Annotated in this window: 21 protein-coding genes; 6 read left to right on the top strand and 15 right to left on the bottom strand. The window is 67.8% G+C overall.

Annotation, left to right across the window (positions count from 1 at the left end; genetic code table 11):
* Positions 1-19 precede the first annotated feature (19 nt).
* The 3 genes from GFK26_RS13135 to GFK26_RS13145 all read left to right on the top strand — a co-directional run bounded on the left by GFK26_RS13135 (position 20) and on the right by GFK26_RS13145 (position 2,654).
* Complete coding sequence (locus GFK26_RS13135; protein ID WP_153285958.1) at positions 20-640, top strand: isochorismatase family protein; 621 nt, start codon at positions 20-22, stop codon at positions 638-640.
* Between the two features lie 102 nt (positions 641-742).
* Positions 743-1,339, top strand: a complete 597-nt coding sequence (locus tag GFK26_RS13140) for an NADPH-dependent FMN reductase (RefSeq protein ID WP_153282344.1) — start codon at positions 743-745, stop codon at positions 1,337-1,339.
* A 97-nt stretch (positions 1,340-1,436) separates the two neighbouring features.
* A complete protein-coding gene (locus GFK26_RS13145; RefSeq protein ID WP_153282345.1) occupies positions 1,437-2,654 on the top strand; it encodes an acyl-CoA dehydrogenase family protein in 1,218 nt (405 codons plus the stop codon).
* 293 nt (positions 2,655-2,947) lie between these two features.
* Here GFK26_RS13145 and GFK26_RS13150 read toward each other — a convergent pair whose 3' ends face one another.
* From GFK26_RS13150 to GFK26_RS13195, 10 genes are all read right to left on the bottom strand, one after another.
* Positions 2,948-4,609: a Na/Pi cotransporter family protein gene (locus GFK26_RS13150; protein WP_101493154.1), complete on the bottom strand. Its 1,662-nt coding sequence runs from the start codon at positions 4,607-4,609 to the stop codon at positions 2,948-2,950.
* Between the two features lie 74 nt (positions 4,610-4,683).
* The gene (locus GFK26_RS13155) at positions 4,684-5,544 is read right to left on the bottom strand and encodes a phosphodiesterase (RefSeq protein ID WP_153282346.1); all 861 of its coding nucleotides are present in this window, start codon (positions 5,542-5,544) and stop codon (positions 4,684-4,686) included.
* The gene (locus GFK26_RS13160) at positions 5,541-6,614 is read right to left on the bottom strand and encodes an ABC transporter ATP-binding protein (protein ID WP_153282347.1); all 1,074 of its coding nucleotides are present in this window, start codon (positions 6,612-6,614) and stop codon (positions 5,541-5,543) included. The genes GFK26_RS13155 and GFK26_RS13160 overlap by 4 nt, the downstream gene beginning before the upstream one ends.
* The gene (locus GFK26_RS13165; protein WP_153285959.1) at positions 6,604-7,404 is read right to left on the bottom strand and encodes an ABC transporter permease; all 801 of its coding nucleotides are present in this window, start codon (positions 7,402-7,404) and stop codon (positions 6,604-6,606) included. Before GFK26_RS13165 ends, GFK26_RS13160 begins: the two co-directional genes overlap by 11 nt.
* 2 nt (positions 7,405-7,406) lie before the next feature.
* The gene (locus tag GFK26_RS13170; RefSeq protein WP_101493157.1) at positions 7,407-8,240 is read right to left on the bottom strand and encodes an ABC transporter permease; all 834 of its coding nucleotides are present in this window, start codon (positions 8,238-8,240) and stop codon (positions 7,407-7,409) included.
* Between the two features lie 16 nt (positions 8,241-8,256).
* Positions 8,257-9,270, bottom strand: coding sequence for an ABC transporter substrate-binding protein (locus GFK26_RS13175; RefSeq protein ID WP_153282348.1), 1,014 nt, complete (start codon positions 9,268-9,270; stop codon positions 8,257-8,259).
* A gap of 28 nt (positions 9,271-9,298) precedes the next feature.
* Complete coding sequence (locus GFK26_RS13180) at positions 9,299-10,318, bottom strand: LacI family DNA-binding transcriptional regulator (RefSeq protein ID WP_153282349.1); 1,020 nt, start codon at positions 10,316-10,318, stop codon at positions 9,299-9,301.
* A 159-nt stretch (positions 10,319-10,477) separates the two neighbouring features.
* Entirely contained in the window at positions 10,478-10,993 is a 516-nt protein-coding gene (lspA, locus tag GFK26_RS13185) for a signal peptidase II (protein ID WP_153282350.1), read from the bottom strand.
* Positions 10,993-13,842: an isoleucine--tRNA ligase gene (gene ileS, locus GFK26_RS13190; RefSeq protein ID WP_153282351.1), complete on the bottom strand. Its 2,850-nt coding sequence runs from the start codon at positions 13,840-13,842 to the stop codon at positions 10,993-10,995. The genes lspA and ileS overlap by 1 nt, the downstream gene beginning before the upstream one ends.
* Positions 13,843-13,967: 125 nt before the next feature.
* Entirely contained in the window at positions 13,968-15,005 is a 1,038-nt protein-coding gene (locus GFK26_RS13195) for a bifunctional riboflavin kinase/FAD synthetase (RefSeq protein WP_153282352.1), read from the bottom strand.
* A 165-nt stretch (positions 15,006-15,170) separates the two neighbouring features.
* Here GFK26_RS13195 and GFK26_RS13200 point away from each other — a divergent pair, with 165 nt between their 5' ends.
* Entirely contained in the window at positions 15,171-15,731 is a 561-nt protein-coding gene (locus tag GFK26_RS13200; RefSeq protein WP_062480919.1) for an HNH endonuclease, read from the top strand.
* 34 nt (positions 15,732-15,765) lie between these two features.
* Here GFK26_RS13200 and GFK26_RS13205 read toward each other — a convergent pair whose 3' ends face one another.
* From GFK26_RS13205 to GFK26_RS13220, 4 genes are all read right to left on the bottom strand, one after another.
* Positions 15,766-16,551: an enoyl-CoA hydratase gene (locus GFK26_RS13205; protein WP_153282353.1), complete on the bottom strand. Its 786-nt coding sequence runs from the start codon at positions 16,549-16,551 to the stop codon at positions 15,766-15,768.
* 6 nt (positions 16,552-16,557) lie between these two features.
* Positions 16,558-17,916: an alpha/beta fold hydrolase gene (locus GFK26_RS13210; protein ID WP_153282354.1), complete on the bottom strand. Its 1,359-nt coding sequence runs from the start codon at positions 17,914-17,916 to the stop codon at positions 16,558-16,560.
* A gap of 184 nt (positions 17,917-18,100) precedes the next feature.
* Positions 18,101-19,216: an acyl-CoA dehydrogenase family protein gene (locus GFK26_RS13215; protein WP_153282355.1), complete on the bottom strand. Its 1,116-nt coding sequence runs from the start codon at positions 19,214-19,216 to the stop codon at positions 18,101-18,103.
* 12 nt (positions 19,217-19,228) lie between these two features.
* On the bottom strand, positions 19,229-20,410 hold the full coding sequence (locus GFK26_RS13220; RefSeq protein WP_062482930.1) for an acyl-CoA dehydrogenase family protein: 1,182 nt from the start codon (positions 20,408-20,410) through the stop codon (positions 19,229-19,231).
* Between the two features lie 173 nt (positions 20,411-20,583).
* Between GFK26_RS13220 and purN the strand changes: the two genes are divergently transcribed.
* Both purN and GFK26_RS13230 read left to right on the top strand, forming a co-directional pair.
* Positions 20,584-21,180 carry a phosphoribosylglycinamide formyltransferase gene (gene purN / locus GFK26_RS13225; RefSeq protein WP_153282356.1) on the top strand — a complete coding sequence of 199 codons (597 nt, stop codon included), beginning with the start codon at positions 20,584-20,586 and terminating at the stop codon, positions 21,178-21,180.
* Between the two features lie 59 nt (positions 21,181-21,239).
* Positions 21,240-21,551 (top strand): I78 family peptidase inhibitor, encoded by a 312-nt coding sequence (locus tag GFK26_RS13230; protein WP_416222553.1) that lies wholly within the window; start codon positions 21,240-21,242, stop codon positions 21,549-21,551.
* Here GFK26_RS13230 and GFK26_RS13235 read toward each other — a convergent pair.
* The gene (locus GFK26_RS13235) at positions 21,539-21,787 is read right to left on the bottom strand and encodes a DUF1653 domain-containing protein (RefSeq protein WP_101493167.1); all 249 of its coding nucleotides are present in this window, start codon (positions 21,785-21,787) and stop codon (positions 21,539-21,541) included. The genes GFK26_RS13230 and GFK26_RS13235 overlap by 13 nt on opposite strands.
* Between the last annotated feature and the right edge of the window lie 32 nt (positions 21,788-21,819).

The raw sequence follows: 21,819 nt of genomic DNA on the forward strand, positions 1-21,819 counted from the left end.
CGACGCGGGCGACGCCGTGATGCTGCTCATCGACCACCAGAGCGGCCTGTTCCAGACCGTGAAGGACATGCCGATGACCGAGCTGCGCGCCAACGTCACCACGCTGGCCAAGGTCGCGACGCTGGCGAAGATCCCGGTCATCACCACCGCCTCGGTGCCGCAAGGACCGAACGGGCCGCTGATTCCCGAAGTGCACAAGTACGCGCCGCATGCGCAGTACGTGGCGCGCAAGGGCGAGATCAACGCCTGGGACAACCCCGAGTTCGTGGCCGCCGTGAAGGCCACCGGGCGCGGCACGCTGATCATTGCCGGCACCATCACCAGCGTGTGCATGGCCTTCCCGAGCATCTCGGCGGTGTACGACGGCTACCGCGTGTTCGCGGTGGTCGACGCCTCGGGCACGTACTCGAAGATGGCGCAAGAGATCACCTTGGCGCGCGTGGTGCAGGCCGGCGTGGTGCCGATCGACACCGCGGGCGTGTGCTCCGAAGTGCAGAAGACCTGGCACCGCGACGATGCCGCGCAATGGGCCGAGGCCTACAGCGCCGTGTTCCCGCCGTATCAGCTGCTCATCGAGAGCTACATGAAGGCGCAGGAGGTTGTGACGAACAGCGAGCAGCTGGATTCGCAGCGCAGCTGACACACCGGATCGCATCCTCGATGCGACACTGACGAACGCCGCGCCGCACGCGAAACCTGCGGCGCGGCTTTCTTCATTTCAACGCACGGCAAGGAGCCTCGCATGGACAGTCCCCGCATCCTGATCATTCCCGGCAGCGCCCGCGACGGCTCGCTCAACCGCCAGCTGGCGGCCGTGGCCGCCGCCACCGCGCGCGCGGCCGGCCTGCAGGTGACGGAGATGGACCTGCGCGCGCTCGCGCTGCCCGTGTACGACGGCGACCTCGAGGCCGCCTCGGGCGTGCCGGCCGGGGCGCTCGAGCTGCGCAGCGCCATCGCGGCGAGCGACGGCGTGCTGCTCGTCACGCCCGAGTACAACGGCTTTCCGACGCCGCTGGTCATCAACGCCTTCAGTTGGCTCTCGCGCATTCCGCCGGGCGACGGCCACGCAGGCGGCCTGGCCGCTACGGCCAACAAGCCGGCCGCGCTGCTGTCGGCCTCGCCCGGGCCGCTGGGCGCGCTGCGCTCGATGAACTTCCTGCGCCAGTACCTGCAAATGGCCTTCGCGATGCTGGTGGCGCCGCAACAGTTCGCACTCGGGCGCGCGAACGAGGCCTTCGATGCCGGCGGCGCGCTGAAAGACGCGCGCGCCGCGCAGTCGGTGCAGAAGGTGGTGGCGGCGCTGGCCGCGCTGGCGACCGCACTGCCCACGCCACGCTGATCTGCGCAGGGCGGCGTTCGTGCTGTCGCGCGAACGACCGTCCCGATCCGCGTCGCGACGTATCTTCGACCGCACATTGGAAGAAGGACGAGACGACATGCAATTCGAATTCACGCCCCGGGTGCTCGCGCTGCGCGCCGAGCTGCTCAAGTTCATGGACGAACACGTCTACCCGAACGAGAAGCGCCGCGAGGAAGAGCTGGCCGCCAACGCCCGCGCCGGCCGGCCCTACGCCGAGCTGCCGATGATGGCTGGCCTGAAGGCCAAGGCGCGCGAGCGCGGCCTGTGGAACCTGTTCCTGCCCGAGTCGGAACACGGCCCGGGCCTCTCCAATGTCGAGTACGCGCCGCTGTGCGAGATCATGGGCCGGCGCTACTGGTGCGCGGAAATCTTCAACTGCTCCGCGCCCGACACCGGCAACATGGAAGTGCTCGCGCGCTACGGCACCAAGGCGCAGCAGGAGCGCTGGCTCACGCCGCTGCTGGCCGGCGAGATCCGCTCGTCGTTCGCCATGACCGAGCCCGAGGTGGCGTCGAGCGACGCCACCAACATCCGCTGCAGCATCCGCCGTGAAGGCGACGAGTACGTCATCAACGGGCGCAAGTGGTACATCACCGGCGCCATGAACGAGCGCTGCGAGATCTTCGTGCTGATGGGCAAGACCGACCCCGACAACGCCGACCGCCACAAGCAGCAGTCGATGGTGCTCGTGCCGAAGAACACGCCGGGCATCACCATCGTGCGCGACATGCAGCTGCTCGGCATGTACGACCCGCCCTTCGGCCACCCCGAGATCGTGTTCGACAACGTGCGCGTGCCCGTCGAGAACATCCTGCTCGGCGAGGGCCGCGGCTTCGAGATCGCGCAAGGCCGCCTCGGCCCCGGCCGCATTCACCACTGCATGCGCGCCATCGGCATGGCCGAAGCCGCGCTGGAGATGATGTGCCAGCGCCTCGTGTCACGCGTGGCCTTCCACAAGCCGCTGTCGGACCAGGGCGTGTGGCGCGAGCGCATTGCCGAGTCGCGCATGCTCATCGAGCAGTCGCGCTGGATGGTGCTCAACGCCGCCTACCGCATGGACACCGTGGGCAACAAGGTCGCCGCGAAAGAGATCGCGATGATCAAGGTGCTCACGCCTAACAACTGCGTGAAGGTGATCGACTGGGCCATGCAGGCCTTCGGCGCCATGGGCCTGAGCCAGGACACGCTGCTCACGCACTTCTACGCCTACGAACGCCACCTGCGCGTGGCCGACGGCCCCGATGAAGTGCACCGCAACGCGATCGCGAAGCAGGAACTCGCCGCATACCAGTAAGCAACGAGGGGCGGCGAAACTCTGCGGGCCGAGCGAAGCAAAGGCCCGTTCGGTATCCAACCCCTTCTGTATGCGCCGAGGAGCGCAGCGTTTCGCGGATCAGGGCTCGCAGCTGTTTGAGCCGCAGGCGAGTTCTGCGAGACCCCGCGAAACGCGAGCACCGCAGGTTGCCCGCAGCGAAGCGGAGGGACGCAGACAGCAGGGTCGCCTTTTCTTTGCTTACTTTCTTTTGGCGAAGCAAAAGAAAGTGAGTCGCCCGCCGGGGCGAGACCCGGCCTCAGGAAAACAAACGATCAGCCTTCGATTTTCCCGAGCCGAGATTCACGAAGCCGGCTCGGCGCCAAGGCCCCGGCAGATTCAAGAATCGGATAAGCAATCGAACAGATATGCGAATTGATCCGCTTCAAATCGCTGATCAAGTCGATGTGCAGCGAACTCGTCTCGATGCTGAGAGTCGTCCGATCCGACAACCGGTCCAGGTGAGTCGTTGCGTAGGCCCGCTCCAGATCACGAAACCGCGCCTTCTCTTCCAGAAGCTTCTGCGCATCCCGCACATTCCCATTCAAGAACACGCTCATGCTCAACCGCAGATTGGCAATGAGCCGCCCATGCAACTCCACAATCTCCGCCATCCCCGCGGCAGAAAAATTGCGCTGCGGCTTGATCTTCTTGTCCTCGATATCGATGATCACCCGCTCGATGATGTCCCCGATCTGCTCCATGTTGATCGTGAAGCTGATGATGTCCGTCCAGCGCCGGCTTTCCTCTTCGCCCAGCGCCTCGCGCGAGATGCGCGTCATGTAGTACTTGATCGCCGAGTACAACTCGTCCACCGTGTCGTCGAGCTGCCGCAGCTCCTGCGCCAGCCGCAGGTCGTTGTTGCGGATCACGTCGAGCGTGCCGATGAGCATGGTCTCCACGATGTCAGCCTGGTGCAGCGCCTCGCGCGCAGCATTCGAAATGGCGAGCGAGGGCGTCGACAGCGCCGAGGGGTCGAGGTGATGCGGCCGGCTGGTGCCCACGGGCTGCGGCGGCACGGGCAGCATGCGCGTCACGAGCTTGGCCACCCATTGCGTGAGGCCGATGAAGCCGATGCTGATCACGACGTTGAACGCCAGGTGGAACAGCACCACGCCGTGCGTCTGGTTGGGCAGCTGGGGCTGCACGTAGCGAATCCACAGGCCGACGAACGGCGTGACCAGCGCCACGCCCAGCGCCTTGAACAGCAGGTTGCCGACGGTTACCTGCCGCACCGACACTGCCGACTTGGCCGTGGTCAACACCGCGAGCAGGCCGCTGCCGAGGTTGGCGCCGAGCACGAGGCCGAGCGCGACGTCCAGCGGCACCACGTTCGACGTCGCCATGGCCGCCACCAGCAGCACCACTGCCAGGCTTGAATACGCCACGATGGCCAGCGCGGCGCCGAGGGTGATCTCCAGCAGCACGTCGCTGGTGATCGACGCGAGCAGCGCGCGAACGGCGGGTGACGAAAACAGCGGCTCGGTGGCCGCGACCACCAGCTGCAGCGCCAGCAGCATCAGCCCCAGCCCGATCAGCACCCGCCCGACGCGCCCCGCCACGGTGGCCGAGCGCGTGATGAACAGAACCACCCCCACGAAGATGAACATCGGCGAAAGCCACGAGAGGTCGGCCGAGAAGAGCACCGAGATCAGCGCCGTGCCCACGTCGGCGCCGCGCATCACCGCCAGCGCGGCCGGCAGCGTGACCAGGCCCTGCCCCACGAAGGAGGAGGTCATGAGCGACGTGGCCGTGCTCGACTGCACGAGCGCCGTGACGCCGATGCCCGAGAGCGCGGCCGTGAAGCGGTTGCGCATGCTCTGCACGAGGATCTTGCGCAGGTTCGCGCCGAAGACGCGCAGCACGCCGGTGCGCACGAGGTGCGTGCCCCACACCAGCAAGGCGACGGCCGCAAGCAGATTCAGAAGGTGCTTCATGGAGGGCGGGGTCTGACCTTTCTCTTGTTTTCGTTTTGGTTCGTTTCCAGCCCCATTTTCCACAAGTGGACGCTTCAGTCGATCAGGGCTCCGTTGTCGTGGAAAGGATAAGGGCCTTCGAAGCTGCCAGAGGCCGCCAGGTGGGTGACGAGCCGGCGCCCGGTCGGCGACCAGGCATGCACGCGGAAAGCGGGCGGCTCCAGCGTCCAGGCCGAGGCCGCGTCGGGCGCGAGGTCGAGGCAGACCTGGTGCGCCTGCGCCGGCGAGGTCGAGGCGATGGTGCCGCCGAAGCGCACGTCGATGGCACGGTGCAGGTGGCCGCAGATCACGCGCTCGACGTTGGTGTAGCGGCGCAGCAGGGCTTCGAGCGCGTCGGCGCCCTCGAGCAGTCCGATCTCGTCCATGTGGCCGATCAGCGTCTCGAAGGGTGGGTGGTGCATGGCGACCACCACGGGCTCGTGGCGGCAGGCGTCGAGCTGGGCTTCGAGCCAGGCCAGGCGCTTGTCGCACAGCGTGCCATGGCTGGCGCCGGGCACGCAGGTGTCGAGCGTGAGCAGCCGCAGGTCGCCGACGCGCACCGAATACTGGACGAAGCCGTGCGTGTCGTCGCCCGTGCCCAGGTAGGCGTGGCCGGGGAAGCTGCGGCGCAGCTGGTCGCGGTCGTCGTGGTTGCCGGGCAGCAGGTAGATGGGCATCGTGAGCGGCGCGAGCAGGGCGGCCAGGTGCTCGTACTCGGCGGCGCGGCCGAAATCGGTCAGGTCGCCGGTGATCACCACCGCGTCGGGCGGCTGGCGCAGCGCGAGCACCGACTGCACCGCACGCGCGAGGTAGGGCGCGGTGTCGATGCGGCCATAGGCCAGCCGGCCGGGCTCGCGGATGTGCAGGTCGGTCAGCTGGACCAGGAAGGTGTTGGGGTTCGCGGTTGTCGTGGTCATGCGCTGGTTTCCTGCGACGTCATCAGGCGCTCGGCGGGGATGCGCAGGCCCACCGCGTCGCCCGGCCCGAAGGGGTTGTCGCGCCCCACGTCGGCCACCAGCACGGGCTGGTCCTGCACGCGCAGGTGCAGCTGCACGCGGTCGCCGAGGAAGGTGCGGCGTTCAACGGTGGCGCGGCCCCAGCCGGGCGTGTCGTCGGGCGGGGGCGCGCCGATCTCGATGTCTTCGGGTCGCACCAGCAGCGTCGCATGCTGCTGCCACGGCGCGGGGCAGGGCAGGTACGAACCTCCGAGTCGGACAACGCCCTGCGCGATGGCGTCGGCGGTGCGTTCCAGCCGGTTGACCCGGCCCAGGAACTCGGCCACGAAGGGATGCGCGGGCGCGCGGTACAGGTCTTCGCCGCGGCCGACCTGCACGATGCGCCCGGCGCGCATCACGGCGAGGCGGTCGGCGATGGCCAGCGCTTCCTGCTGGTCGTGCGTGACGTGGATGGCCGTGATGTGCAGGCGGCGCAGCAGCTCGGCGAGCTCGTCGCGCAGCGATTCCTTGAGCTTGGCGTCGAGTGCAGCCAGCGGCTCGTCGAGCAGCAGCACGCGCGGGCGCACGGCCACGGCGCGCGCCAGGGCCACGCGCTGGCGCTGGCCGCCCGAGAGTTCGGCGGGGCGCTTGTTCTCCAGGCCGCCCAGGCGCACGAGGTCGACCAGTTCGCCCACGGCGCGTTTCTCTTCATCGGGCGACACGCCGCGGATGCGCAGGCCATAGCCGATGTTGGCCGCGACGGTCATCTGCGGAAAGAGCGCGTAGCTCTGGAACACCATGCCCACGCCGCGGTGCTCGACCGGGCGCTGCGTCACGTCCTGGTCGCCGAAGACGATGCGGCTGCCGTCGTCGGGCGCTTCGAGCCCGGCGATGAGGCGCAGCAGCGTGGTCTTGCCGCAGCCCGAGGGGCCGAGCAGCGCGAGCACCTCGCCGGCTTCCACCTTGAGGTTGGTGGGCTGCAGGCCGCGCGTGCCGTCGGCATACGTCTTCGCGCAGTTCGAAATGTCGACGGGGATGCGTTCAAGTTCCATGGCGTTTCTGCATCAGGTTGGCGAGATATTGAAGGCCCCACAGCACGGGAAGGATCACGGCGAAGAAGACCAGCGTGTAGGCCGATCCGATCTCGATGCGCATCGAGGCGTAGCTGTCGGCCAGGCCCACGGGCAGCGTGCGCGTGAGCGGCGTGTGCAGCATCCAGGTGAGGTTGAATTCGCCCACCGACAGCGTGAACACCATCAGGCTCCCGGCCACGATGGCGGGGAACACGGCAGGCACCAGGATGCCCATGAAGCGCTGGCGGAAGTTCGCTCCCAGCGAGCGCGCCGCTTCTTCGAGTGCGAGCAAATCGTCGCGCTGGAAGGCCGAACTCACGGTGCGCACCATGAAGGGCAGCGTGAAGACGATGTGGCCCACGAGGATGAAGGCGAAGCTGGTGCGAAAAGCCGTGAGCTGGCCGTAGGCGAGGATGAGCGCGAGCGCCGTCGCCAGGCCCGGCACCGCGACCGGAAGCGTCAGCAGCTCTTCGAAGATGCGCGCCGCGCGCGAGTGGCTGCGTGCCAGCGCGTAGGCGCAGGGCACGCCGAGCAGCACGGTGCAAACGACGCAGGCCACGGCCAGCGCGAGCGACCAGCCGACGGTGCCGCCGTAGTTCTCCCACACCTCGCCGAGCCAGCGCAGCGTGAGGCCGCTCTTGAGCCCCACGCTGTAGTTGTTGACGAGGCCAGCCATCACCGACAGCAGCATCGGCGCGATCATGAAGAGGCTCACGATCACCGTGACGGCGAGCAGGAAAGGCGCGCGGGGTTGTGAGGGTGTCTTCATCGTCATCGGGCGACCGGATTGGCGCCGAAGCGGCGCGCCACGAAGAGCACCAGCCAGGTCACGACGCCCAGCGAAATCGACAGCGACGCGGCGAGCGCGAAGTTGGCGTAGTTGGTGAACTCGTTGTAGATGGTGATCGGGATCACCTCGAACTTGCTGGCCAGCGTGAAGGCCGTGCCGAAGGCGCCCATCGAGGTGGCGAACAAAATGGCGCCGCAGGCCAGCGTGGTGGGCGCGAGCTCGGGCATCCACACGTCGCGCGCCACGCGCAGCTTCGAGGCGCCGAGCGAGCGTGCCGCTTCCTCGAGCTGCGTGTTCATCGACTCGGCCGCGGCGGCATAGGTGGCAATGGCGCGCGGCAGCGAGAAATACAGGTACGCCAGGAACAGCCCGAGCAGGCCGTAGGCGAAGGTGATGCGCTCGCCGATCAGCGTGTCGCTCAGGTCGGCCACCACGCCCTGGCGCCCGCCGAGCAGGATCACGAAGAAACCGATGATCACGCCCGGGAACGACAGCGGCAGCGTGAGCAGCGACAGCAGCATGCGCTTGCCGGGAAAGGCATGGCGCGCGAGGTAGATACCCACGGCCGCGCCCAGCACCAGCGTGGCCAGCGTCACCGCCACCGACAGCGCGACGGTGTTGGCCATGCTTTGCAGGTAGCGCGCATCGGTCAGCACCGCGAAGTAGGTGGCGGCGCCCTTGTCGGCCGGCAGCGCCAGCAGGCGCACCACCGGCAGCAGCCAGAAGGCCGCGAAGAAGACGGCCGCCGGCGCGACGCAGGCCAGCAATCGCCAGCGCGGGTTCCAGGCGTTGGAGGATGTGGAGCTGCGTGTCATCGCGCGCGGCGCCGGGTCAGCGCACTTCCTTCAGGTACTGGTCGGAGAAGGCGCGCTGCGCTTCGGCCATGCGGGCGTAGTCGACGGTTTTTGCACGCGCGTAGTCGCTCGCGGGCAGGAACTGCGCTTCGATCTCCTTGGGCATGGCGCTCGCGCGCACCGGGCGCAGGTAGGCCTTGGCCCAGATCGCCTGGCCTTCGTCGGACAGCGTGAAGTCGAGCACCTTCTTCGCGTCGGCTGCGTGCGGCGCCTTGGCGACCAAGCTCATCACGTAGGGCACGGCCAGCGTGCCTTCGCTGGGAATGACGAAGGCGACGTTGGCCTTGTCCTTGTACTTGGCGCGGTAGGCGTTGAAGTCGTAGTCGAGCAGGATCGCGATCTCGCCCGACAGCACGCGCGCATACGAGGTCTGCTTGGGCACGATGGGCTCGTTCTTCTGCAGCGCCTTGAAGTAGTCGATGCCCGGCTTGAAGTTGTCGAGCGTGCCGCCGCGCGCCTGGTTCACGGCCACGGCGCCCACGTAGCCCACGAAGGCCGAGGCGGGGTCGAGATAACCGATGAGGCCCTTGTATTCGGGCTTGAGCAGGTCGGCCCACGACTTGGGCACCGGCTTGCCCTTGAGCGCGTCGACGTTGACCATGAAGCCGAGCGTGCCCGAGTGGATGGTGAACCAGTGGCCGGCCGGGTCCTTCAGGCCGTCGGGGATGTCTTTCCACGCGGCCGGCTTGTAGGGCTCGATCACGCCGTCTTTCGCGGCCTGCACCGCGAAGGTCACGCCGAGGTAGGTCACGTCGGCCACGGGGCTGGCCTTTTCGGCGACCAGCTGCGCGAGCGACTGGCCCGAGTTCTTGTTGTCGGCCGGCACGGTGATGCCGGTCCTGGCCTTGATGGCCTTGAGCTGGGTGCCCCAGTCGGCCCATTCGGTCGGGCAGTTGTAGCAAATGGCGGTCTGGGCCATGGCGCCGCCGGCGGCGACGAGGGCGGCGGCCAGCACGCCGAGGCGGGCGAGTCGGTGAAAGCGTAGGGACATGGAAGAACTCCTGGGAGGGGTGGTGAGATCAGGACACTGCGGCGTCGTTGTCTTCGCGCGCACTTGCGCACGACTCGCCGTCTCGGAAGGCATGGGGGAGCAGCAGGCTCGCGTCGGCCTGCAGCGCGCGACCACCCGCGATCGCCTGCACCAGCAGTTCGACGCTGTGGCGGCCGATGTCGCTGTTGGGCTGCGCGATGGTGGTGAGCGCGGGTGTGAGGTCTTCGCCGAGCGCGATGCCGTCGAAGCCGACCACGCTGAGGTCGTCGGGCACCGCAAGGCTGCTCAGGTGCGCGGCGCGGATGCTGCGGATGGCGAGCAGGTCGTTCGAGCAGACCAGCGCGGTGGGGCGGCTGCCCGGGCGCAGCGCGGCGCACAGCGCATCGACGGCGGTCTCGACGAAGGGCACTTCGATGAGCGGCGGCGCTGTAAGGCCGGCCTCGGCCATGCCGCGCTGGTACCCGCGGTAGCGCTGCTGCGCACGGTCCGACGCGGCCAGCGTGCCGCTGACCATCGCGATGCGGCGGTGGCCCAGCAGCACGAGGCGCGTGACCGCATCGGCCACCGCGCCTTCGCTGTCGACCGACACACAGGGGTGGTCGGCGTGCCGGTTGTAGGCCAGCACGTAGGGCACGGCGGCGGCCTGCAGGCGCTGCAGCGCGGCCGACGTGGACGGGTTCGACACCACGAGGATCAGCCCGTCGACGTTGCCCGCCAGCAGCAACTGCACGGCGCGCTCTTCCTCGTCGAGCCGGTAGCCCGTGGTGACCGGCAGGATCGCGTAGCCGCCCGCGACGGCCGCGCGCGCAATGCCCTGCAGGCATTCGGCGAAGGTCGGGTTCAGCAGCGTGGGCAGCACCACGCCGAGCGTGCGGCTGCGCTGGGTGCGCAAGGTGCGGGCGCTGGCGTTGGGCAGGTAGTTGAGCTCGCGCGCCACGCGTTCCACCAGTTCGCGCGTGGCCGGCGTCACCTTGTCGGGGAAATTGAAGGCGCGCGAGACCGTGGCCACGGAGACCCCGGCTTGGGCGGCTACAGCTTGGATGCTCATCGTGCGGGGTCCGTGGCGTGGTTCATGTAATCGATTACATTGGACCGGCGCAGTATGACTTCGCGATGACAGGGTGGGGAAGTGGGGAGAACCCCGGGGCCGCTGGTGCAATGCGCGGCCCAAAGAGAAAGGGGCCCGAAGGCCCCTTGAGAAACTGACTTACTTGCCGCGTCGGACTCGCCGGATCTCGTCGACGATCAGGCAGATCGCCCCGAGCGTGATGGCGCTGTCCGCCGCGTTGAACGCAGGGAAGTACCAGTTGCCCCAGTGGAAGCTCAGGAAGTCGACGACGTAGCCGTGCATCATGCGGTCGACCACGTTGCCGATGGCGCCGCCCAGGATGCAGGCCATCGCGAACGAGAAGAGCTTCTGGCCTGCGTGCGACCTCAGCATCCAGACGATGAAGATCGCCGCCGCCACGCCGATGACCGTGAAGAACCAGCGCTGCCAGCCCGAGTGGTCGGCCAGGAACGAGAACGCGGCGCCCGTGTTGTGCGCGCGCACGACGTTGAAGAAGCTCGTCACGTAGGTCGCGTCGCCGAGCTTGTAATAGCCCAGGATCAGCGTCTTCGTGAACTGGTCGATGATCACGATGATCGTCGCCAGCCCGAGCCAGGGCCAGATGCTGGCGCCGCGCGAACGCGAGGCCGACGAGGCGGAGCGTGCGGTCGCCATCAGGCCACGCTGCGCGATTCGCCCGCGCCGAACAGGTTGCTCGTGCAGCGGCCGCAGATCGTCGGGTGCGCCGGGTCGTGGCCCACGTCCTCGCGGTAGTGCCAGCAGCGTTCGCACTTCTGCGCGGTGCTCGGCGTGACCACGGTCGACAGGCTGTCGCCCGCTGCCAGCGCCACGGCCGAGGCGATGAACACGAACTTCAGGTCGTCGCCCAGCGAGCCCAGCAGCGCGAGGTCGTCGGCCGGTGCGTTCAGCTGCAGGGTGGCCTGCAGCGACGAACCGACCTTGCCTTCGGCGCGCACCGCCTCGATGTCCTTGTTGACGCCGTCGCGGATCTCGCGGATGCGGCTCCACTTGGCGAGCAGCGCTTCGTCGGGTGCGGCGAACTGGCTGTAGGTCTGCGTGAAGATCGACTCGCCTGCCTTGCCGGTGCCCACGATCTTCCAGGCCTCTTCGGCCGTGAAGCTCAGGAACGGCGCCATCCAGCGCAGCATCGCCTGCGAGATGTGCCACAGGGCCGTTTGCGCACTGCGGCGCGCGAGCGAGCCCGGGGCCGTCGTGTAGAGGCGGTCTTTCAGGATGTCGAGGTAGAAGCCGCCCAGGTCTTCCGAGCAGTAGATCTGCAGCTTGGCCACCACCGGATGGAACTCGTACACCTGGTAGTGCGCAAGGATCTCGGCCTGGAACTGCGCCGCGCGCGACATGGCGTAGCGGTCGATCTCGAACAGCTGGTCGAGCGGCACCGCGTCTTTCGCGATGTCGAAGTCGCTGGTGTTAGCGAGCAGGAAGCGCAGCGTGTTGCGGATGCGGCGGTAGGCATCGACGACGCGCGCGAGGATCTTGTCGTCGCCCGCGATGTCGCCCGAGTAATCACTCGCAGCCACCCACAGGCGGATGATTTCCGAGCCCAGCTTGTTGCTGATTTCCTGCGGGTCGATGCCGTTCTTGAGCGACTTGCTCATCTTGATGCCCTTGGCATCCACCGTGAAGCCGTGCGTGAGCAGGCCCTTGTACGGTGCGCGGTCTTCCAGCATGCAGGCGATCAGCAGCGACGAGTGGAACCACCCGCGGTGCTGGTCATGGCCTTCGAGGTACAGGTCGGCTTCGGGGCCGGTCTCGTGGTGCACGTTGGGGTGGGTGCCGCGCAGCACGTGCGAGAAGGTCGAGCCCGAGTCGAACCACACCTCGAGGATGTCGGTGCTCTTGGTGTAGCTCGGTGCGTCTTCGGCGCCCAGGATGTCTTCGACGGTGACGCGGCTCCAGGCCTCGATGCCGCCCTTCTCGACGATGTCGGCGGCCTGGTCGAGGATTTCCATGGTGCGCGGGTGCAGCTCGCCTGAATCCTTGTGCAGGAAGAACGGGATCGGCACGCCCCAGCTGCGCTGGCGGCTGATGCACCAGTCGGGCCGGCCGGCGATCATGTCGTGCAGGCGCGCCTTGCCGTTCTCGGGGTAGAAGCTGGTCTGCTCGATGGCGTCGAGCGCGGTCTGGCGCAGCGTCTTGGGCGCCTTGTCCTTGGTGAACACGCCTTCGCCTTCGTCCATGCGCACGAACCACTGCGCGGCCGCGCGGTAGATCACCGGCGTCTTGTGGCGCCAGCAGTGCGGGTAGCTGTGGGTGATGGTCTCGGTGGTCAGCAGGCGGTTGGCATCGCGCAGCGCGGCGATGATCACCGGCACGGCCTTCCAGATGTTCTGGCCGCCGAACAGCGGGAAGTCGGGCGCGTAGCTGCCGTTGCCCTGCACCGGGTTCAGGATGTCGTCGTACGCCACGCCATGGGCGATGCAGGAGTTGAAGTCGTCCACGCCGTAGGCAGGCGACGAGTGCACGAGGCCGGTGCCGTCGGTGGCCGTGGCGTAGTCGGCCAGGTACACGGGCGACAGGCGCTGGTAGCCCGCATCCACGTCGTACAGCGGGTGCTCGAACTCCAGGCCGCCGAGCTTCTCGCCCTTGACCGTGGCCAGCACCTTGCCGTCGAGCGCGTAGCGCGTCATGCACATCTCGACCAGCGAGTTGGCCAGGATCAGCAGGCCGCGCTCGGTGTCGACCAGCGAGTACTCGAGCTCGGGGTTGAGGTTGATCGCCTGGTTGGCCGGGATGGTCCACGCGGTGGTGGTCCAGATCACGGCAAAGATGTCGCCGAGGATCGTGTGGTCGGTGCCGAAGGCCTTGAGCACCTTCTCGCGCTCGTGCGCCTTGAAGGCCACGTCGAGGGTCTGGCTCTTCTTGTCGGCGTATTCGATCTCGAACTCGGCCAGCGAGGAGCCGCAGTCGAAGCACCAGTACACGGGCTTGAGGCCCCGGTACACGAAGCCGCGCTCGATCACGCGCTTGAACGCGCGCAGTTCGCCGGCTTCATTGGCGAAGTCCATTGTCTTGTAGGGATGGTCCCATTCGCCCAGCACGCCCAGGCGCTGGAAGTCGACCATCTGCTGGGCGATCTGCTCGGTGGCGTAGGCGCGGCTCTTGGCCTGCATCTCGTCGCGGCTCAGGTTGCGGCCGAACTGCTTCTCGATGGCGTTCTCGATCGGCAGGCCGTGGCAGTCCCAGCCGGGCACGTACAGCGCATCGAAGCCTTCGAGCTGGCGCGCCTTGGTGATCATGTCCTTGAGGATCTTGTTCACCGCGTGACCCATGTGGATCTGGCCGTTGGCGTACGGCGGGCCGTCGTGCAGGATGAACTTCGGCGCGCCGTGGCGGGCGTCGCGCAGGCGGTGGTAGCGGCCTTCGTCGTTCCATTCTTTCACCCAGCCCGGTTCGCGCTTGGGCAGGTCGCCGCGCATCGGGAAGGGGGTGTCGGGCAGGTTCAGCGTGGAACGGTAATCTTTGGGGGAAGCAGCGTCAGACATGTTGGGTGCGGCGAAACAGAGGGGGCTTCGACAGGCTCAGCCCGAACTGCATTGAGCGGTCGGTGCGGAAGATATAGCCGTTCGCCCTGAGCTTGTCGAAGGGCGGCAGCACGGGGCGTGCAGGGCTAAATTCGGTCGCGCGTGGTCTGGCGGTGGGTCTCGGCGTGGGTCGATGCGAAGAACGCGCGTGCGTCGCGGCCATCCTTCGCGATGCCCGCAGTGAGGGCTTCGAGGCTGGTGTAGCGCAATTCGTCGTGCAGTTTGTGCAGGAGTTCCACGCGCACGATTTTACCGTAGGCCCCTTCGGCCCCGAGATGCGAGGGCCACTCCAGGCAATGCGTCTCGAGCAGCACGCGTCCCGCGTTGACGTCGTTGGCGTCCAGCGAGGGCCGCACGCCGAGGTTGGCCACGCCGGGCAGCGGCTGGTCGGCCAGGCCGTGCACCAGCACCGCGAAGATGCCGCTGGCGGCCGGTTTCCAGTGCTTGAAGCGCAGATTGAGGGTGCGAAAACCGTCGTCCTTGCCTGGCGACGAGGCGCCCAGCGCCCTGCCCAGCTTGCGGCCATGGACCACGTGGCCCGAGATCGTGTACGGGCGACCCAGCAGGGTGTGGGCGTCGGCCATGCGGCCTTCGGCCAGCGCCTCGCGCACGGCCGAACTGGACACCCGCAGGCCGTGCACCTCGTAGCTGTTCATGCGGGCGACGTCGAAACCATGGGTTTCACCGGCGGCATCGAGCATGGCGTAGTCGCCGGCGCGCTTCGCGCCGAAGCGGAAGTCGTCGCCCACCAGCACGTAGCGCGCGCCCAGGCCGTCGATCAGCACGTTCTGGATGAAGGCCTCGGGCGACTGGGACGCCAGCCGGCCGTCGAAGGGCAACACGATGGTCTGGTCGACGCCGCAGGACGCCAGCTCGGTCAGCTTGTCGCGCAGCGTGCCGATGCGGGCCGGGGCCAGGTCGGGTTTCTTGGTGACGGCGGCGAAATAGTCGCGCGGGTGCGGCTCGAAGGTCAGCACGCAACTGGGCAGCCCGCGATGGCGGGCCTCGGTCTGCAACAACGCCAGCATGGCCTGGTGGCCGCGGTGAACGCCGTCGAAATTGCCGATCGTGAGGGCGCAGGCCGGAGCCACGCCCGGGTGTCGGAAGCCGCGGAAAACCTGCATGGGAGAGTATCTTTTTGATAGCGCCTGACGCCCGTCGAATGGGCAAATCAGGCCGATTTGTCACAAAGCCGGTATATTGTGACGCAGTGCGTGGGTTGGCGTGAGTCACCGATGCACCCCGAGTCTCTGGTCTCTGCGTGGTTTTCTCGTTTCGAGGAGGCGTGTGTGAAGGTCTTGAAGCTGTCGGCCCAAGGGCTGCCCCAGTCATGGATATCGCTGGAACAGGCGGTGATCCACTACGCAGCGGACGAAGTCCGCTGGGAAGTGGGCGCGCAGGTGGCCGTGTTCCGTGGCGGCCACAACGCGATCACGGGCGAGCAGTCGCAGATTGCGATCAACAGCATCATCGGCACCAAGGGCGTGCCGCGCATCAACCCCTTCGCGCAGCGTCCGGGCCTCACCAACAGCAAGCTGTTCTCGCGCGACCGCAACATCTGCGCCTACTGCGGCGGCCACTTCCACGAAGACGAACTCACGCGCGAGCACATCATTCCGTTCGCGCAGCGCGGCATCGACACCTGGATGAACGTGGTCACGGCCTGCAAGCCCTGCAACCACCGCAAGAGCAGCCGCACGCCCGAGCAGGCGAACATGCCGCTGCTGTATGCGCCTTATGTGCCGAGCCTGTGGGAAGACTTCATCCTGCGCAACCGCCGCATCCTGGCGGACCAGATGGAATTCTTGATGGCGCACCTGCCGCAGTCGTCCCGGTTGCACGACATCTGAAAACGAAAAAGAGGCCCTCGGCCTCTTTTTCATTTCAGCCCTTCCAGGCCGGTGGCCGTTTCTCGATGAACGCCTGCACGCCTTCCAGCGCGCTCTCGTCCATCATGTTGCAGGCCATGGTCTGGCTGGCGTCGGCCAGCGCGGCTTCGATGCCGGTTTCGAGCTGGCGGTAGAACAGTGCCTTGCCCAGCGCGAGTGCCGTGCGGGGCTTGGCGACGATGCTGGCGACCAGCGCCTCGACCGCGGCGTCGAGCCCTTCGGGCGGCGCGACCCGGTTGACCAGGCCTTTCTCGCGCGCTTCCTCGGCGCCGATGAATTCGCCCGTCACCAGCATCTCGAAGGCTTCCTTGCGCCCGAGGTTGCGCGACAGTGTGACGCCGGGCGTGGCGCAGAACAGCCCCACGTTGACGCCGCTGACGGCAAAGCGGGCGTCGCTGGCGGCCACGGCCAGGTCGCACACTGCGACCAGCTGGCAGCCCGCCGCGGTCGCAATGCCGTGCACGCGCGCGATCACCGGCACGGGCAGCCGCTGGATCGACAGCATCATCGCGCCGCACCGGTCGAACAGCTGCTGGTAGTAGCCGAGCGACGGTTCGGCGCGCATTTCCTTCAGGTCGTGGCCCGCGCAGAAGGCCTTGCCTGCTGCAGCGATGACGACGGCGCGCACGGTCTCATCGGCGGCGATGGCGCCGAGCGCCTCTTCGAGCGCGCCCAGCATGCCTTCGGAAAGCGCGTTGAAGGCGGCGGGGCGGTTCAGCGTCAGCGTGACCACGCCGCGTGCGTCGCGCGCCGTCACAACAAAGGGGGACGTGTCGTTCATGGCCGTTCAGTACGTCAACTCGAGCACCGTCGTGTGCCCTTGCGCGGCGGGCCAGCTCTGGCCGGTGAGGCGCTCGCCGTTGAACTCGGCGCTGACCGTGCGCTGCGGGGCGCCGGCCGCGATGCGCAGCCGCGAGGTCGACTGTCCCGCGCCCTGGGCCGGCACGCCGGCGGGCGGGCTCTGGCCGTCGAATTGCATCGTGTCGCGCTGCGCATCGAAGTAGCCGCGCGGACGCGTGAAGACGACCACCGCACCGGCGCCGCTTTCGGCCGATGCCAGGCGCTCGGACCGCAGGTTGACGAAGCTGCTGCTGCGCACGAACGGGCTGCGGTAGATGTGTGTGGTGCCCTGGCCGGGCACGTCGAGCACGAACTCGTAGCGCGCTGCGGGCTGCGCGCTGAACGGGCCCCAGCGGCCGTCGGCGCCGACCGTCTGCTGGTGCGCCGCCTCGCCGCGCCGCGCGCCCGAGGCCGGATCGACCGCAAAGACCGTGACGCGTGCACCGGCCAGCGCGAGGTTGTCCGCGCCGATCGCGCGGCCGTTGAGCACGACCTTCGATTCCGGCGCCACCGCCGTGCTGGCCGGCGCCTGGCCGGTCAGGAAGCGCCAGGTCGCCGCGAAGGCAGCGGGCGAGAACGAGGTCTCGCGGTGGTCCACGCGCGGCAGCACGAGGTTGGTCGCGCCCTTGAGTGCCGGCCCGTCGAAGCCGATGTTCGTCGGCTGGCCCGGCGAACCGATCCACAGGCCGTCGGGCTGGGCGTACTTGTCGTTGGTGTCCGAGCGCAGCGTGAGCCACTGCACGCCGGGCGTGACCTCGTCGCCGTTTGGGCCCTTGGGCGCATTGAGCTGCTGCATGAAGGCCGAGAGCCCCGAGAACTCGTTGTTCTCGCGCAGGCCCTTCACCTTCCAGATGCCGTGCGCGGGGTTGCCGCCGAGCACCACGTGGCTCACCACGGCCGCGCCGCCGCCGTTCTGCACGTAGTTGCGGATGGTGTTGCCGCCGCGCGAATTGCCGATGAGCACGACCTTGGGCGCGCCCGTGGCCTTCAGCACCTTCTCGACCTCGGCGCGCAGGAACGCGGCCGACTCGGCGGTGGAACTGCGGCCCGGCTGCGCCACGGCATCGTCGTCGCGCGCCAATGGATTCGGCTGATCGACGGCGAAGAGCCGCTCGCGCGGCCACCCGTTCGACTCGAAGCGCCAGATCGTGGTCTGCCACAGCGCTGCCGAGTCGCCGTTGCCGTGCATGAAGACGATGGGCGGGCGCTCGGTGGAAGAGGGCGTGGAGGTCGCGCAGGCGGTCAGCAAGGTGACGGCGGCGGTTCCGGCAAGGGCCAAGGCCAGCAGGGTGCGGCGGGAAGGCATGTCTGTCTCTCTCCTGGCAAGGGGCTCGGGCCCCACAAGTAAAAACGCCCGCCGGCGCAAGGCGGGCGGGCGAATCCTAGCGGAACACCGCGGAACCGGCTTTGCCGGGCCGCAGGTGTTGCCCCCGGCGAGGGGGTTGGCGAAGCGACACGAAGTGCGCGCAGCCTGGGGGCGTGCCTAGGTTCTAGGCGAAGACGCCGGCGGTGTCCTGCATGCGTGCCGACACTTCACCCAGGTGGTGCAGCGTGTCGCCGAAAGTCAGCTCAAGCTGCGTGAGCTTGCGGAAGTAGTGGCTGCCGATGTACTCGTCGGTCACGCCGATGCCGCCGTGCAGCTGCACCGAGTTCGCGGCCACGTAGCGCATCGACGTGCCCAGCTGGTATTTGGCGCGGGCCAGCGCCTGGCGGCGTTCGTCCGCCGGGGCGTTGAGCTTGAGCGTGGCGTAGTAGCTCATCGAGCGTGCCAGTTCCAGCTGCATCTTCATGTCGGCGACGCGGTGGCGCAGCGCCTGGAAGCTGGCGATGACCACGCCGAACTGCTTGCGCTGGTTCATGTAGTCGATCGTGACGTCGAGCGTCTTGTCGAGCACGCCGACCGCTTCGGCGCAGGTGGCGGCAATGCCGACATCCACCGCGTATTCGAGCGCGGTCAGGCCGTCGGCCGTGACCAGCGTGGCGTCGGCCTTGTCGAACACGACCTCGGCCGCGCGGCCGCCGTCCTGCGTGCCGTAGCCGCGGGCTTCGACGCCGCTGGCGCTGCGCTCGACCAAGAAGAGGGCGATCTTGCCGTCGACCTTGGCGGGCACGAGGAAGGCGTCGGCTTCGTCGCCCACGGGCACGACGCTCTTGGCGCCGGTCAGCGAGTAGCCGTTGCCCGACTTGACGGCGGTGGCATCGCACACGTCGAGGCGGTAGCGCGCCTTGCGCTCCTGGTAGGCCAGCACCACGAGGGCCTGGCCGCCGGCGATGCGCGGCAGCCAGTTGTCCTTGGTGGCCGCGTCGGCGTAGCCGCTGAGCACGGCGCCGGCGATCAGCGTCTGCGCGAAGGGCTCCAGCACGATGCCGCGGCCCAGTTCTTCCATCACGACCATGCCGGCCACCGGGCCCATGCCCAGGCCGCCGTCGTCTTCGCTGATGTACAGGCCGCCCAGACCGAGCTCGGCCAGTTCGTCCCAGGCCTCGCGTGAGAAGCCGCCCTTGGCCTCGATGCCGCGGCGGCGCTCGAAGTCATAGCCCTTGTCGACCCACTTGCGAACGGCGTCGCGCAGCTGGTCCTGGTCTTCCGAAAAATTGAAATCCATGTTGGTGTCTCCTCAGCCCAGGACGGTTTGCGCCACGATGTTGCGCTGCACTTCGTTCGAGCCGCCGTAGATCGTGGTCTTGCGCATGTTGAAGAAGGTCGATGCCAGCGGTGCCAGCGCCGGGTTGCCGCCGGGGAAGTTGCCCTGCCAGCCGGCTTCCATGGCTTCGCGGATCAGCGGCAGCGAGTACGGGCCGCCGGCCAGCATCATCAGCTCGGCGTAGCGCTGCTGGATCTCGCTGCCGCGGATCTTGAGCAGGCCGGCCACGTCCAGCGAGTTCTTGCCCGAGGTGGCGGCCGAGAGCACGCGCAGCACCATCATCTCGAGGGCGACGATGTCGACTTCGAGCTTGGCGATCTCGTCGCGGAAGCGCAGGTCGTCGTACACGCCTTCGCTCTTGGCGATGCGCTTCAGGCGCTCGAGTTCGCGCTTGGCGCGGTTCACGTCGGCGATGTTGGTGCGCTCGTGCGAGAGCAGGTGCTTGGCGTAGGTCCAGCCCTTGTTCTCTTCGCCGATCAGGTTTTCGGCGGGCACTTCGACGTTGTCGAAGAACACCTCGTTCACCTCGACGCCGCCGTCGATCAGCTTGATCGGGCGCACGGTGACGCCGGGCGATTTCATGTCCAGCAGCAGGAAGCTGATGCCCGTTTGCGGCTTGCCTTCGTTGCTGGTGCGCACGAGGTTGAACATCCAGTCGCCGTGCTGGCCGAGCGTGGTCCAGGTCTTCTGGCCGTTGACGATGTACTTGTCACCCTTGCGCTCGGCCTTGGTCTTGACGGAGGCCAGGTCGGAACCCGAGCCGGGTTCGCTGTAGCCCTGGCTCCACCAGACTTCGCCGCTGGCGATGCCGGGCAGGAAGCGCTTTTGCTGCTCGGCGTTGCCGAAGGCCATGATCACCGGGGCCACCATGACAGGGCCGAACGGGATGATGCGCGGCGCGCCGGCCAGGGCGGTTTCTTCCTCGAACAGGTGGCGCTGCACGGCGGTCCAGCCGGGGCCGCCGAATTCCTTGGGCCAGCCGTAGCCCAGCCAGCCCTTCTTGCCAAGAATCTTGGCCCAGCCTTGCAGATCGTCGCGCGTCAGTTCGAGCGCGTTGTGCACCTTGTGCGAAATCTCCTGGGGGAGGTTGTCCTTGACCCATGCGCGAACTTCTTCGCGGAACTTCTGTTCTTCGGGTGTGAAGCTCAAATCCATGCGTGCCTCGCTGTGTTGATCGGTCCACCGCAGACGCGGGGTGTCTCCGGAATTGCGAGTTTTAGCACGGTCGTGCTGCGATCCGGTGTCCGCGTCGCGACAAGCATGCCGGTGCGTGGGGCGGCGGGAGGCTGATCGGGGTGTTGGCGGGGCACGGATAATCCCGGCCTCCCATGAAGAACATCGTGATCCTGATCTCCGGCGGCGGCTCGAACATGGCGGCCATCGTGCGCGCCGCCGAGCGCGACCGCTGGGCCGAGCGCTTCGGCGCACGCATTGCCGCCGTCATCAGCAACAAGCCGGAGGCCGGCGGGCTGGCGCTGGCCCGGTCGCACGGCATCGCGACCGCCGTGGTGCCGCATCAGGCCTTCGACAGCCGCGAGGCCTTCGACGCGGCGCTGGCCGAGGCGGTCGACGCCCACGCGCCGGCGCTGGTGGTGCTGGCGGGTTTCATGCGCATCCTGACGCCGGGCTTCGTGGCGCGCTACGCGGGGCGGCTGGTGAACATCCACCCGTCGCTGCTGCCGGCTTTTCCGGGGCTGCACACGCACCAGCGCGCCATCGACGCGGGTTGCAAGGTGGCCGGGGTGACGGTGCACCAGGTCACGGCCGAGCTCGACCATGGGCCGATCCTGGCGCAGGCCGTGGTGCCGGTGCTGCCCGACGACACGGCCGCCACGCTGGCCGGCCGGGTGCTGTCCCAGGAGCACCTGCTGTATCCGCGCGCCATCGCTGGATGGCTTTTGGATACATTGAGTCACAAACCTTAAAGTTGTTTATATTCGCGGGTTTTCGGGAGCACAGAACTTTGAAAACCCAATCGCTACTGTTGACGTTGGCCACCGCGGCCCTGCTGGCCGCTTGCGCCGCCCCGGCCCCCGCGCCGGCACCGGGCAGCGCTGCTGCCGCTGCACCTGCCGCGCCGGCCGAGCCTGTCTTCCAGTGCAACGCCGAGGGCGCCCGCTTTGCCGTGGGCCAGCAGGTGACGCCTCAGCTCGAAGCCGCCGCGCGCGCACGTGCCGGCGCCGGCACGGTGCGGGTGCTCAAGCCCAACCAGGCGGTGACGATGGAACTCAACGCCGGCCGGCTCAACCTCAGCGTGGACGCGCGCGGCCGCGTCAAGGACGTTCACTGCGGCTGAGCGTCGATCGGGGTGAATCGGCGTTGCGGCCGGCCCTCGATCTCGATGGTTTCTTCGAACATCGCGGCGGGCCGGACCCACAGGCCGCGGGCACCGTAGAGGGCGCGGTACAGCGTCATCGGCTCCAGCGTTTCGCTGTGGCGGACGGTGCCGATCACGTCGTACTCGCCGCCCTTGTAGTGGCGGTAGCGACCGGGGGGCGTTTCGATCAGGGGAGGGAGGTCTTCGTCGTTCAACGGGGCACTTCTTTCTTCGAATAACAACTGTC

The organism is Variovorax paradoxus (assembly GCF_009498455.1).
GTDB lineage: Bacteria > Pseudomonadota > Gammaproteobacteria > Burkholderiales > Burkholderiaceae_C > Variovorax > Variovorax paradoxus_H.